Below are 14,223 nucleotides of genomic sequence, written 5' to 3' on the forward strand. Positions count from 1 at the left end.
AGGGCGAAGAACGCCAAAAGCAGTGAGGAAAATTGCATTTCCTGAGCATTTCACATTGTCGTTTGAAAATTTGAAGCGGAGCCGTCTGCTGCTGCGCGGCAGGCGGGGTTGTTCAGAGCATCCCTAGAAAAAGTGATGCAGGCGCGCGCTGCGGTGTCTACGGCACGCGAGGCGCACAATGTGCCCGCCTTATCCAGCGCGGAAGGCTCATTGCGCACCAGTCTGGGCGGGCTGTTTGCCGTGGTGGAAGCCTATCCCGAACTGAAAGCCGACGCGAGCTTCAAAACCCTTCAGGCACGCATTATTGGACTTGAAAATGCGATTGCCGACCGCCGCGAATTCTACAATGACAGCGTTAACATCAACAACGTGCGCATTGAGCAGTTCCCTGACGTGATCATCGCTAAAAAATTCGGCTTCAAGGCTTTTGAACTGCTCAGATTCAAGGCAGACGAAATAACCGATGTGAACGTTAAAACCTTGTTTGGCTGAATATGGGCTGGATTTCAGAGGCCGTCGCCGAAGCTCGCCACACCTTCGCCAATGGTCTCACTACCGGATTCAACCTGCTGTTTCTGATACTTGGTTTAGAGATCGGCAATCACACTGGCTGGCTTGTCGCCTTATCGCTGGTTGGTATCACCAGTTTTATCGCCTGGCTCGCCAACCATCGACGCTACCGTCTTGTAGCTGATACACCCACCTCCAGAATCATCTCCGCACCTCAGGGTTACACTGAATTCGCCGGACGCGGCAGGTATCTTCATGGAGCACAATTAGTCAGTCATCTCAGTAATCTGCCCTGCCTGTGGTATCGCTATCGCGTCGAACGTCGGAGCAACGAAGATAACTGGGAATTTATCGATTCCGGCGCCAGCCATGACACCTTCGCCCTGGACGATGGCAGCGGCCAGATATTGATCGATCCAGACGGCGCTGAAATCCGTACCAACCATAAACGCGAATGGGTTGAACAGGACTACCGCAAGACTGAATGGATGCTGCGGGCTGATGAGCCGCTATATGCTATTGGCGAGCATGTCACGCTGGGCGGTGCCAATGCCGAACTGGACGCGAAACAGGATGTGTCGGACCTGCTGGCGCAGTGGAAGCAGGATAAAGCCACGCTGATGTCGCGTTTTGACTTGAACAAGGATGGCGAACTGGACGCAAACGAATGGGAAACCGCTGTGCTGATGGCAAAACAACACATCGCCGCCGAACATCAAGAAATCCGCCTGAAAGACGGCGTACATATGCTACGCAAGCCCGGTGATGGACGACTATACCTGGTCGCCAACGAACCGCCGGACAAGCTCGCCACCCGCTTTCGGTTGTGGTCATGGGTACATCTGACCATCATGAGTGGCGCCATTGCCCGCCTGATCTGGCTCGGTGTACATTGACGCGCTATCCTGGCCGTGCCCGGCAAGCTACCCCGCCTGTTTCGCTTCCAGCGCTTCCCAACGCGCCAGAACCACTTCCAGCTCTGAATCTATGGCTGCAAAACGCGCTTGCAGACGTTTGGCTTCGCCGGGCTGACTGCTGTATAGCGTACCGTCGGACAGGCGCGCAGTGATGCCGGTTTGCTCCTCTTCCAGCGCACGAATCTGCTCGGGCAAAGCCGTCAGTTCCTGCGCTTCCTTCCAACTCAGTTTTGACTTGGCAGCTGCTGGCTTGGCAGGCTCCGGCTTGCTCAACGTCGCGGCTTTGATGGCTGCCTTGTCCGAGCCGGGCCTGGGGCGCTGCGCCAGCCAGTCGTCGTAGCCACCCGCATATTCGCGCAACATGCCATCGCCTTCGAAGGCGATCACCTGGGTCACCACGTTGTCGAGGAAGGTACGGTCGTGTGACACCAGCAACACCGTGCCGGGGTAGTCCTGCAGCAACTCTTCGAGCAGTTCCAGGGTGTCGATGTCGAGGTCGTTGGTGGGCTCGTCCAGCACCAGAACATTGGCCGGACGGGTAAACAGGCGCGCCAGCAGCAGCCGGTTACGCTCGCCGCCGGACAGCGATTTCACCGGTGAGCGCGAACGCGCCGGGGCAAACAGGAAGTCTTCCAGATAACTGATGACGTGCTTGCGCTCGCCGCCGATTTCGACGAAATCGCCGCCCTGGCTGATGGTGTCGGCGACGGTCATTTCCTCATCGAGCTGGGTGCGGAACTGGTCGAAGTAAGCGACCGAAAGCTTGGTGCCGAGCTTGACGGTGCCGGAATCCGGCTCGATTTCGCCGAGGATGAGCTTGATCAGCGTGGTCTTGCCTATGCCGTTGGGACCGATCAGGCCGACCTTGTCGCCGCGCTGGATCACTCCGGAAAAATCGCGGATCAGCGTGCGCCCGCCATAGGCTTTGGTCACGTGCTCAAGCTCCGCCACGCGCTTGCCGGATTTTTCGCCGCTGTCCACGTTGAGGTTGACCTGCCCCAGATGATTGCGGCGTTCGCTGCGCTCGTGGCGCAGCTGCTCGAGGCGGCGTACGCGACCTTCGTTGCGGGTACGCCGCGCCTTCACGCCCTGGCGCAGCCATACTTCTTCCTGCGCCAGCACCTTGTCGAACTTGGCGGTTTCCACTGCCTCAATCGCCAGTTGCTCGGCCTTGATACGCTGATATTCGGTGAAATTACCCTCGTAAGTACGGAGTACTCCACGATCCAATTCAACGATCTGGCGCGACACGTTGTCCAGAAAACGCCGGTCGTGGGTAATCACGATGACACCGCCAGTGTAGCCACGTATCAATTCTTCCAGCCATTCAATGGAAGCCAGATCGAGGTGGTTGGTAGGCTCGTCCAGCAAGAGCAAATCCGGTTCGGTGACCAGCGCACGCGCCAGTGCCACGCGTTTTTTCAAGCCGCCGGAAAGCGTGCCAACCAGAACATCTTCGGGCAGATTGAGTTTGGTCAGTACGGTCTCCACACGCGCCTGGAGACTCCACCCATCGCGCGCTTCGAGCGCCGTTTGCAGCGTCTGCATGCGCGCCATCAGTGACTCGAAATCGGCATCCGGCTCGCCCATCTTGTGGGTGACTTCGTGATAATCCAACAGCAACTGGCTCACCTCACCCAACCCCTCTGCCACCGCTTCATACACGGTGTGATCGGACTCCAGTTGTGGTTCCTGCGGCACATAAGCGAGCTTGAGGCCGGGCTGACGCCATACTGAGCCATCATCCGGCTTGGTATCGCCTGCCAGCAACTTGAGCAGGCTGGATTTACCCGCACCATTGCGGCCAATCAAGCCAATATGGGCACCAGGCTCAATCACCCAGTCGGCATGATCGAGCAGCGGCACATGGCCAAAAGCGAGGGAGGCATTTTCTAAGGTGAGCAGCGGCATGGGACGAGGAACATACTAGTGAGAAAACCGGATATTCTACCCGGTTGTTACATAAACTTGCGGATGTTCACCCGCTAGTTTCCTGATGAAAGAATCCGGATACAAGAAGCACATCGCATACGCCGTTTAACAAGGCATACCGGCAGGGAGCTGTGCCCTAATAGAAATCTTGGTACAGTACAATGATGTGCCCGGAAGAAATCACTTCCGGGCAATTTGAAGCGATCAGGCCATTGCCTTGACAGCGGACGACAGACGGCTTTTGTGGCGCGACGCTTTGTTTTTGTGGATGATGCGCTTGTCAGCAATGCTATCGATGGTTTTCATCGATTCGCCGAAAATGGATTGAGCAACAGCTTTATCACCCGCCAGCACGGCTTTTTGAACTTTCTTGATGGCGGTGCGCAAAGTAGAACGCAAAGCGGCGTTACGCGCGCGCTGTTTGTCATTCTGTCTGGCGCGCTTTCTGGCCTGTGCGCTATTTGCCATGGATGAAACTCCTGTCTGATTTTTCTAAACGCGGAATTATAAGGATTCTCTGCGTTGCTGGCAAGTCAATTTCCCGACGCACTTACTCCTGACATACAGCGCCCCTAAAATATATACGCAATCATGCAGAACCATAAATTCGAACGACATCTTCGTATCAACTGAGATACCAGATACTTCAAATTTGATGCAGATGCACCCGAACCTGCAATGACGGAAACCAATGCAGGCATTTCGCCTGATTGATGTAACTTGCCCGTTTAAGCAGTAACATACGAAACAAAATGAAAAAAAGAATAATCTACTAAGCAAGGAAGAGGGACACACACATGCAAGCGGCAGGCACTCTGGCTGGGGCACTACCGATTCCCATTGCCGATGAACTGGATTTATACAAACGTTACCTCAAGGCGCTTAGCAGCGTGGCCGGGGTTTTACTGGAAGGCACCAGCGAACAAAATCTGACCGAAGTACTTCAACTATTGGTCGCAAACACCGGGATAGGCTGTTGCGCGCTGTTTCTGAACAAGCCCGAGAAAGACGCCCACGGCGCCAAACTTTATTGCACCTGGTCATCAACCGAAGCGGTGAGTCAATTATCCGATTTCACACAGTTCCGTGAGATCGATTATCAAAAGCTTCCGCTGCTGTTCGATACATTGCATGCCGGCATGGTGTTTTCCAAAAGCATCGCAGAACTGCCGACCGAGGAAGCCGCACTCTTTGGCTCGCAGCAAATACATACGGCACTATGCATACCCTTGTTGATGCAGGACAGAATGGAAGGATTTCTCGGCCTGTTTAGCCGGGATGAGCCGCGCAACTGGTTACCCATAGAGGTGAATGTATTGTGCGCGATCACCAACAGCCTCGCACTCGCGCTGGTTCGTAAACGTGCCGAGCAAAATCTGGCAGCAAGCAGCGAACGGCTGAAAGCGCTGGTTGGCGCAACCGAAGACATGATTATTGAATATGATTTTAAGGGTCATATCATCAACATATGGTCCGATAGCGGCTCCTTTTCCATCGGCCTGACCACGGACATTACCGGCCTGATTCTGGAACAGGCACTGCCCAATGATATGGCCCAGGCCATTAAGCGCGCCACCCCGAAATTACTTGCCGGCAGCACTCGCGAAACATTTGAATTCACGCTGAATATTGACAGCATAGATCGCTTTTTTCTGGGCAGATTGCAAATGTTGCCTTCCGAAACCGGAGAAAACAGAAATATGGTGGCGCTGATCCGCGACATTACCGAATTGATGCAGGAAGAAGCGCAACGCCTGTCGATGCTGGAAACCCTCAACCTGCTTGAAGAAGCCATCGTCGATCTCTCGCTGGATGGTTTTCTGCTCAATTTTAGTGGCGCCTGGAGCAAATTACTGGATTTGCCGAGCGAACTTACCCACGATCACGTCGGAAAGCTGCTGAGTAATTTCGTTTATCCAGACGACCGCGCCATACTTACCACCGTGATTCGGGAATTAGCCTCGGGAAATAAACATTCCGAAGTGGTGCGATTTCGGTTCCTGCACGGCGAAGACCCCATCTGGATCGAAGCACACTTGCTCGCACACCGCTCACTACAGGGCCAGATCACGGCACTGCGCGGCGTTCTGCGTGACATCACGTCCAGTTATTTGCAGGAGCGGCGCATTACCCAGATGGCTTTACACGATGCTTTAACCCAGTTGCCTAACCGTATTTTGCTGGAAGAACACCTGCAACAATCCATTGCCCGTGCACAACGCGGAAACGAAAAAGTCGCGCTGGGATTTATCGACGTTGATTTTTTCAAACACATCAACGATACCCTCGGACACAAAGCCGGTGACATGGTCCTCGTCACGCTCAGCAAGCGCCTGCAATCGGTGCTCAGGGAAATAGACACGCTATCGCGCTGGGGGGGAGATGAATTTGTGGTGTTGCTTCCCGATGCCAATAGCGAAGAGGCGATTCGCAAAATTGCGGATCGCATGCGCAAAGTGGCTCTTAAAAGTATCGATCTGGATGGTATCGAGACCAAGGTTACACTCAGTATCGGCCTGGCAATATTTCCGGATGACGCAGACAGCCCGGAAACCCTGATGAGCATGGCGGATCACACCATGTTCCATGCCAAAAGTGTCGGGCGCAACAATGTGCAGTTTTTTCAGGATATCCGCGGAACGCTGAAGCGATAGCTTCGCATAATGGCTAAACCGGGTAATGCAAGCACATTGATACGTTACGTCGACTGAACACTTCCCGGAATCTGTGGTGTTTCGTTCACCACATCTGCGCACTGCGCGCGATGTCTTAACGCATGATCCATCAGCACTATCGCCATCAGTGCTTCGGCAATTGGCGTGGCGCGAATACCAACACAAGGATCATGGCGGCCATGCGTAACGACCTCGATGGGGTTCCCCTGCTTGTCAATGGAACGGCCGGGCAGACGGATTGATGAAGTGGGTTTGATGGCGACATGGGCGACAATATTCTGCCCACTGGAGATGCCGCCCAGCACACCGCCAGCGTGATTGGACAGGAAACCTTCCGGGGTAAGTTCATCGCGATGTTCAGTGCCTTTCTGACGCACGCATTCGAAGCCGTCGCCAATTTCCACACCTTTAACGGCATTGAGTCCCATCAGTGCATGAGCGAGGTCGGCATCGATGCGGTCATAGAGCGGCTCGCCCCAACCTGCCGGAACATTTTCGGCCACTACAGTGATTTTGGCGCCGATTGAGTCGCCGGATTTGCGCAGTTCGTCCATGTAGGCTTCCAGCGCCGCGACACTATCTGGATCAGGGCTGAAGAAAGCATTTTCGCCAACGGCTGCCCAGTTTTTAAAAGTCAAATCAATCGGCCCCAGCGCAGACATGTAGCCGCGCACCTGGATACCGTATTTTTGCGCCAGCCATTTTTTTGCAATGGCTCCGGCACCCACTGTGGGTGCGGTGAGTCGTGCCGATGAACGCCCGCCTCCCCGATAGTCACGGATGCCGTATTTGTGCCAGTAGGTATAGTCGGCGTGGCCGGGGCGAAATGTCTCGGCGATGTTGCCGTAATCCTTGCTGCGCTGGTCTTCATTGCGAATCAATAAGGCGATGGGCGCACCCGTCGTGCGGCCTTCGAAAATACCGGACAGGACCTCCACCGTATCCGATTCACGCCGCTGGGTGACATGGCGGGAAGTGCCGGGCTTGCGACGATCCAGTTGCACCTGGATATCCTCTGCGCATAATTCCATGCCCGGCGGGCAACCATCCACTACACAGCCGATGGCCGGACCATGAGATTCACCAAAGTTCGTCACGCTAAATAACTTGCCTATGCTGCTACCGGACATGGTCGTGCTCACTCAAATCTCAAAGCGCCGAGTTTAACATGGCTGACTTACTTGCTGACCTGTAACCCGGACAGCAAGCTGATTCCCCATGCGACGCCGAAACCGGTCACCCCGGTGCCCACTGCACCCAGACCATCGTCACAGTTGCTCGAAGACAAGTCCACATGCAACCAGGGCCGCTTGTCCACGAAGCGGTTAAGAAAGCGCGCGGCCAGGATATGGTCAGCATCGCCGTCCAGCGTACATTGCTTGATGTCGGCAATGTCGGAATCCAGGGCGGGTTCGTAATCTTCGTCCATCGGGAATGCACACATGCGTTCTCCGCTGACTTTGCCTGCTGCGACTGCCTGGCTAAGCAATTCATCACGATTGGACAGCACCCCGCTGTAACGCTCGCCCAGCGCAGCGCCCATGCTACCGGTCAGGGTGGCGAAATCAACCATGGCATCAGGTTTCTCACGCGCGGCCAGGGCAAGTGTATCGGCCAGCACCATGCGCCCTTCTGCATCCGTATGCACCACCTCGATGGTGGTGCCGTTGAGCGCAGTGACCACGTCATTTTGCTTATACGCTTTTGCGCTGATGTGGTTTTGCGCAATAGCCAGCCAGCAATCAATGTTTACTGGCAAATTCAGACGCGTGGCGGCTACCAGAATACCCAGCGCGACTGCCGAACCATTCATATCCTCATGCATGCCCTGCATGTATCTGGCAGGTTTGAGATTGTGGCCGCCCGTATCGAAACAGATACCTTTGCCCACTATCGCCACGGTCAGCCTGGCCTTGGGATGACGGTGACGCAGATGCACAATTGCCGCATCTTCCGGATCCGAACCCTGACCGACTGCGACAAATGCGCCAGCACCCAGTTTGCGCAATTTTTTCATGTCATATTCGGTATGCTTCCAGCCATTGTCTTTGGCCAGTTCGCGCACCCGTTCGCGGTAGATACTTGGGGTGAGCTGGTTGGGTGGCGTGACCGTGAGACTGCGGCACAGGGTATTGCCTTCCGCCACCGCGCGCTGGGCGGCAAAACCATCCGTCGAGACATGGCCAAACAGGCGCATGGTCTGCAGCGGTTTGGGCCTGTCCTTGCTTTTCAGGCTGGGCAGCGCTGCGCCGTTGATCCACGCCACATACACCGCAGCAGCCGCAGCCTGAGCGCGAAAATCCTCATCACCGCTGATCGCCAGACTGATTTCCCTGGGTGATTCGTCCAGAAGAATATGCAAGGCCTGGCGCAACACGGAGTGCTGACTAAATGTGGGCTGCTTGGTATCCAGCATGACCCACACGATCAAGCCGCCATGTGCCGTTTCCACAGCGACTGGCGTTTTCGCCAATTCAACCGGTTTTTTGTCGCGTCTGCGCAATGCAGCGGCGAGTTGTGCAAGACCCGGCAGGGCGCCTTCTTGTGGCAAGGCGGCAGTTTTCGGTAAAACCATCAAAATATGATTGGCTTTATCCATTTGCGCCACAGAAATTTGTTTTTTGTTTTCAATCAGTTTTGCGAGCATATTCAACCTTGACGTGGGGTTTTGGCTTGACCGGATAGGGTGTTTTAACCGATGATAGCAGAGTTTGTATTATCTAAAATCAGTCCGGCCTCAAGCTCTTGCAAGGAAGAAATACATGAAACTGGAAGACAAAAAGCGCGTGCTGCGCGAAATGGTGTTGCACCGTCGCTTTGAAGAGCGCTGTTATCAGGGCTATATCGAGCGCAAAATCGGTGGCTTTCTGCACCTCTATCCAGGCCAGGAAGCCTGCTGTAACGGCGTGATGGAAGCGGCCCGTCCCGGACACGATTATGTCATTACCGGTTATCGCGATCACATTCATGCCATCAAATGCGGTTCCGATCCCAAAGCCGTGATGGCCGAGCTGTATGGCAAGGAAACCGGCTCATCCAAAGGCCGCGGTGGCTCCATGCACATCTTTGATGTGGCACATCGCTTCATGGGGGGTTACGCGCTGGTTGGCGGGCCGTTTCCGCTTGCCGCAGGCATCGCAAAAGGCATCCAGCTGAAGGGCGGAGATGAAATCTCCATTTGCTTCCTGGGCGACGCCGCCAACAATCAGGGGGTTTTCCATGAAACCTTGAATATGGCTGCGTTGTGGAAACTGCCCGTGCTGTTTGTGTGCGAAAACAACCAGTATGGTATTGGCACTTCGATTGATCGCTCCACAGCGGTACTCGACCAGTACAAGCGCGTCTGCAGCTACGGAATCGAATCCGCGCAGTGTGACGGGCAGGACGTGGAAGTCGTGCATGAGCATGCCATCAAGGCGGTCGAACATGTGCGCAGCCGCAAAGGCCCGTATTTCCTTGAGTTGATGACCTACCGGTACCGTGGTCATTCCATGTCCGACTCGCGCGGCTACCGCACGCGCGAAGAAGAGGAGCAATGGAAGCTGCGCGATCCCATCAATATTCTGCGTGACCGACTGATTGAAGCCGGTTCACTCAGCATGGATGAATTTACCACCATGGAAAAAGAAACCGACGCTTATATCGAGAACGAAGTCATCAAATTCGCCGAAGAATCACCCGAACCGAACGTTGCTGATCTGGAAAAATACGTTTTCGCTTAAATACACCATCACAGAAAGCTCGGTACCGCGGAATCAAGGCACCGCGCGCCACTGAATTGCTCTGTGAGCACTGCCCGTGTGGCAAAAGATCAAGGATTAAGGAAAGATCAACATGGCTGAAATAATGTACTGGGAAGCGCTGCAACGCGCTCATGACGAGGAAATGGCACGCGACCCGCTGGTCATTTGTATGGGTGAAGACATCGGCGTGGCCGGCGGCACCTACAAGGCCACCAAAGGGCTGTATGAAAAATACGGCCCGTTACGGGTAATGGACACACCGATCTCCGAAGGCGGTTATACCGGCTTGGGGATCGGCGCATCCTTTCTTGGCATCCGCCCCATTATTGAAATCATGTCGGTGAATTTCGCCTGGCTGGCGATGGACCAGATGTTCAACTCCGCCGCCAAGGTGCGCTATATGTCGGGTGGCCAGCTCACCTCCCCCAGCGTATTCCGCGCCGCAGGGGGCGCTGCCCATCAACTGGGCGCCCAGCATTCGGCGCGCATGGAAAAAGTGTTCATGGGTATTGCGGGACTGCGCGTGGTCACCCCGTCCAATCCCAAGCAGGCCTACGGTTTGTTGAAATCTGCAGTGCGCAGCGATGACCCGGTGTTCATCAACGAACACGAACTCATGTACAACATGAAGGGCGAAGTACCGGACGAAGAATATTTCCACCCGCTGGAAGGTTCGGAAATCAGCCGCTCAGGTAACGATGTCACCCTGTTCGGCTATAACATCTCGGTACACTGGTGCCTCAAGGCCGCCGAGATACTGGATAAACAATATGGCATTTCCGCGGAAGTAGTGGATCTGTATTCACTCTCTCCGCTGGACCGTGCAGGCATCAAAAAATCGGTATGCAAAACCCATCGTGCCGTGATCGCTGAAGAAGACGAAGCACCGGTGGGCGTCGGCTCCGAAGTCATCGCGATCATCAACGAAGAATGCTTCTTTGATCTCGATGCCGCGCCGGTCCGCGTGCATTCCGCCCTGGTGCCTCAACCTTATAATCACACGCTGGAAAAAGCGGCCATTCCCGATCATGAAGATGTGGTTGCGGCAGTTTTGAAAATGCTCGGCAAATGAAAACGCCGGTCGCAGCTGATCAGTAGTTATACCTTTGTGCGGCCCCAGGCCGCACAAATTTTGACTGCGGACTGCATATACCAGGCTAGAGGAAAAAACAATGTCATCACATTACGTCATTACCATGCCACAACTGTCCGACACCATGACCGAGGGTGTTGTGGTGACCTGGGAAAAACAGGTTGGCGACAAAGTTGAGCGCGGCGATATCGTGGCAACCGTCGAAACCGACAAAGCCATCATGGATGTGGAAGTATTCAAAGCCGGTTATCTGGCTGGCCCTTTGGCCGATGTCGGCGCCACCGTTGCGGTGAGCGGCGCATTGGGCTATATCACGGACACCCTGGGCGATCTTGCTATCGGCGACGGCGAAATCGTTACCGAACAGGCGGCAACTGAAATGATCCCGCATCACGCCGGCATACCGATTGTCATGCCGCAATTGTCCGACACCATGACAGAGGGCATCGTGGTCACCTGGGAAAAAACCATCGGTGCCGTCATCAAGCGCGGCGACATCGTGGCAACCGTGGAAACCGACAAAGCCATCATGGACGTCGAGGTGTTCCAGGAAGGCTTCCTGTCCGGTCCATTGGCCGGTGTGGGCAGTACCGTGGAAGTGGCGCATCCGATGGCTTTCATCGTGGGTGATGCAGCTCAGGTAAACGACACCGAAGTCACGCTGTCCGCCGAACATAAAGTGGTGGAATCACACCACCAGAAAAACCATGTGGCGACAACACCGGCAGCAGCCAAGCCGGGCAGCGTCGCGCATCCCGGTGCCAAACCTGTGGCCCGTCCTGCAGGACGTCAGGCCAGTCCTTACGCGCGTAAAATGGCCGGCGAAACTGGTGTGGATTTAAGCCAGTTGGCGGGTTCCGGCCCGGCTGGCGTCATTGTCGCCCAGGATGTCGCGCGAGCTCGTCCGAGCATGGCACAAGTCGCACATTCCCTGCCGCAGGTCGAAGTTCCCGGCACCGGCCGTCCGATGTCTTCAATGGAAAAAGCAGTGTCGCATGCGATGACGGCGGCATTGACGCTGCCTACTTTCGACGTCACTTTCAACATCAAGCCCGAGAAGCTCATCGCTGCAGCCAAGGCGCGCAAGGTCTCTGTCACCGTGGCCATCGCCAAGGCCTGTTCAGTGGCCATGCTGAAGCATCCGATGATGAACAACTGCTATCAGCCAGTGGACAAAATCGTCGAACGCAGCAACCACGATTTCGGTGTAGCCGTTGCAGCCGACGGTGGCGGGCTGGTAGTGCCGATCCTGCACAACATCGAACAGAAATCCCTGGAGCAATTGCAGGCCGAGTGGAGCGAGCTGATGCCGCGCGCACGCGCACGCAAACTGTCGCCCAATGAATACGCCAACCCGACTTTTACCATTTCCAATATGGGGATGTTCGGCGTCACCCATTTCACTGCCATCCCTACCCCGGGCATCGCTGCCATCATGGCTATCGCCGCGACCGGAACGGACGGCATGCCGGTGAACATCACCGGCGATCATCGCGTAGTGAATGGTGCGCACGTCGCCGCTTATCTGGCCGACTTGAAACAGATTATTGAAAATCCGGAAAGCTGGCTGGAAAGCATGGTTGCCGCCAACCCGATTCCTGAAGGCGACTGGGACTTTCCGGTCATCGTCATCGGCGGCGGCCCCGGCGGCGAGGACTGCGCCCGCGACCTGGTCGAGCATGGCGTCAAGGCGGCGATGATCAACAACGCCCCGCTGCCTGGCGGCGAGTGCCTGTGGCGCGGCTGCATTCCGTCGAAGGCCTGGCGGCACAATGCCGACCTGATGCGCGATCGCGCCCACGATGCGGAAAAAGGCATCACCGGCACCAATATTCCCAAGCTTGACTGGGCCACGCTGGAAACACGCCGCAAAGCCATTCTGCAAACCCGCGGCGAACTGGCGCTGAAAACCGACAAGGGCGTCAAGATCGACGTACGGGAAGGTTTTGCCTCCTTTGTCGATGATCACACCATCAAGATTCAGCCGCCAGCAGGCGACGCCTACACTCTGCGCTTCGGTGCAGCGGTGATTGCTCCCGGCGCGCCACCATTCGTGCCGCCGATTCCCGGTGCGCGCGAAGGCCTGGATAGTGGCGGCGTGATTACTTCCGACACCATCTGGAACCTGCCTGCTCCGCCGAAGAAACTGGCCATTGTCGGTGGTGGTGTCATCGGCGTGGAAATGGCGCAGATTTTCCGTGATTTCGGCACCGAGATTCTGATGCTGGAAGCCAAGGATCGTATTCTTGCTGAGGTGGAAGAAGAAATCGCCAAACAGCTCACCGAACTCCTCAAGCAGGAATTCAGCGTCGTCACCAGCGCCAAAATCGGTGGCATTGCCGGTACGCCGGGGAAAATGAAGCTCGACTATGCAGACGCCGAAGGCAAAAATGCCAGTTTTGATTGCGACTATGTATTGATGGCGACAGGCAAACGTCCCGATACCAGCAAGCTCAATCTGGAATCTGCTGGCGTGCAACTGGATGGTGCAGCGATCAAGGTCGACACGCGTGGCCGCACCAGTGTGCCGCACATATACGCGGTCGGCGATGTGGTAGGCGGCTATATGCTGGCTCACACTGCCGCCACCCAGGGACGCGTTGCAGCCAGCAATTTGTTGGGTGAAGACCATGTGTACAACCAGGACCTGGATTGCGGCGTTACCTTCAGTCGCCCGCAAGCCGGTTTCGTCGGTCTTTCCGTGGCGCAGGCTAAAGCCAAAGGCATTGATGCAGTCGAAGCCAAAATGCCGATGAGCATCGACGCCAAGGCAATGATCAGCGGCGAGACCCACGGCATGATCAAGCTGGTGGCGGACAAAGCCACACAGAAAATCATCGGCGTGCATTTCCTGGCCGAACATACCGACACGCTGATCGGCGAAGCGGTGATGATGGTGTCCGCCGGGATGACGCTGAAACAGGTCGCCCAAGCAATCCATCCGCACCCTACCCAGACCGAATTGTTTGGCGAGCTGGCACGGCGCCTGATGTCACGCCTGCGCAGGACGGCCAAACGCTGAGCAAGCATTTTTATTGAAAATCCGGCGCACATCGTTTTGATGTGCGCCTTTAATGCAATCCGCGCATGTACCGGAAAAACAGTGCATTCAGTGCCATACCATGTATCCTCCGGGAACTACTCCATGTACGCCGCATCTTACCGCGGTGCCATACCCGATACGATTACAAAACCCGATTTCAACGAGCCACTGGCTTGACCACCCTTAAGGAGTTGTCCATGCCGTTATCCTTTTCGTCGCGCACCCTCAGCGCATTATTGCTAGCCGCTGCATTTCAGGTGAGCGCTGTCGCTGCACCGCTACCAGCCATCCCTGGGGCACCCAATGTGGA

At 55.6% G+C, this 14,223-nt stretch carries 10 protein-coding genes; 6 read left to right on the forward strand and 4 right to left on the reverse strand.

Features of this window, described 5'->3' with window-relative positions:
- Window positions 1-132 precede the first annotated feature (132 nt).
- Together ACYCZJ_RS15775 and ACYCZJ_RS15780 are read left to right on the forward strand one after the other, a co-directional pair.
- Window positions 133-492, forward strand: coding sequence for a LemA family protein (locus ACYCZJ_RS15775; RefSeq protein WP_461555188.1), 360 nt, complete (start codon window positions 133-135; stop codon window positions 490-492).
- 2 nt (window positions 493-494) lie between these two features.
- Window positions 495-1,406 carry a hypothetical protein gene (locus ACYCZJ_RS15780; protein ID WP_461555179.1) on the forward strand — a complete coding sequence of 304 codons (912 nt, stop codon included), beginning with the start codon at window positions 495-497 and terminating at the stop codon, window positions 1,404-1,406.
- A 27-nt stretch (window positions 1,407-1,433) separates the two neighbouring features.
- Here the strand turns inward: ACYCZJ_RS15780 and ACYCZJ_RS15785 are convergent, their stop codons facing one another.
- Both ACYCZJ_RS15785 and rpsT read right to left on the reverse strand, forming a co-directional pair.
- The gene (locus tag ACYCZJ_RS15785) at window positions 1,434-3,338 is read right to left on the reverse strand and encodes an ATP-binding cassette domain-containing protein (protein ID WP_461555180.1); all 1,905 of its coding nucleotides are present in this window, start codon (window positions 3,336-3,338) and stop codon (window positions 1,434-1,436) included.
- A 225-nt stretch (window positions 3,339-3,563) separates the two neighbouring features.
- The gene (gene rpsT, locus ACYCZJ_RS15790) at window positions 3,564-3,827 is read right to left on the reverse strand and encodes a 30S ribosomal protein S20 (RefSeq protein ID WP_461555181.1); all 264 of its coding nucleotides are present in this window, start codon (window positions 3,825-3,827) and stop codon (window positions 3,564-3,566) included.
- Window positions 3,828-4,156: 329 nt separating this feature from the next.
- Here rpsT and ACYCZJ_RS15795 point away from each other — a divergent pair, with 329 nt between their 5' ends.
- Complete coding sequence (locus ACYCZJ_RS15795; protein WP_461555182.1) at window positions 4,157-6,013, forward strand: diguanylate cyclase domain-containing protein; 1,857 nt, start codon at window positions 4,157-4,159, stop codon at window positions 6,011-6,013.
- Between the two features lie 44 nt (window positions 6,014-6,057).
- Here the strand turns inward: ACYCZJ_RS15795 and aroC are convergent, their stop codons facing one another.
- A complete protein-coding gene (gene aroC, locus ACYCZJ_RS15800; protein ID WP_461555183.1) occupies window positions 6,058-7,164 on the reverse strand; it encodes a chorismate synthase in 1,107 nt (368 codons plus the stop codon).
- A gap of 47 nt (window positions 7,165-7,211) precedes the next feature.
- Window positions 7,212-8,681: a M17 family metallopeptidase gene (locus ACYCZJ_RS15805; RefSeq protein WP_461555184.1), complete on the reverse strand. Its 1,470-nt coding sequence runs from the start codon at window positions 8,679-8,681 to the stop codon at window positions 7,212-7,214.
- Window positions 8,682-8,796: 115 nt separating this feature from the next.
- On the opposite strand from ACYCZJ_RS15805, the gene pdhA reads away from it, so the two are divergent.
- The 3 genes from pdhA to ACYCZJ_RS15820 all read left to right on the forward strand — a co-directional run bounded on the left by pdhA (window position 8,797) and on the right by ACYCZJ_RS15820 (window position 13,892).
- Window positions 8,797-9,756, forward strand: a complete 960-nt coding sequence (gene pdhA / locus ACYCZJ_RS15810) for a pyruvate dehydrogenase (acetyl-transferring) E1 component subunit alpha (RefSeq protein WP_461555185.1) — start codon at window positions 8,797-8,799, stop codon at window positions 9,754-9,756.
- A 112-nt stretch (window positions 9,757-9,868) separates the two neighbouring features.
- A complete protein-coding gene (locus ACYCZJ_RS15815; RefSeq protein ID WP_461555186.1) occupies window positions 9,869-10,849 on the forward strand; it encodes an alpha-ketoacid dehydrogenase subunit beta in 981 nt (326 codons plus the stop codon).
- 100 nt (window positions 10,850-10,949) lie between these two features.
- The gene (locus ACYCZJ_RS15820; protein ID WP_461555187.1) at window positions 10,950-13,892 is read left to right on the forward strand and encodes an FAD-dependent oxidoreductase; all 2,943 of its coding nucleotides are present in this window, start codon (window positions 10,950-10,952) and stop codon (window positions 13,890-13,892) included.
- Window positions 13,893-14,223 lie beyond the last annotated feature (331 nt).

The organism is Sulfuriferula sp. (genome assembly GCF_054605375.1).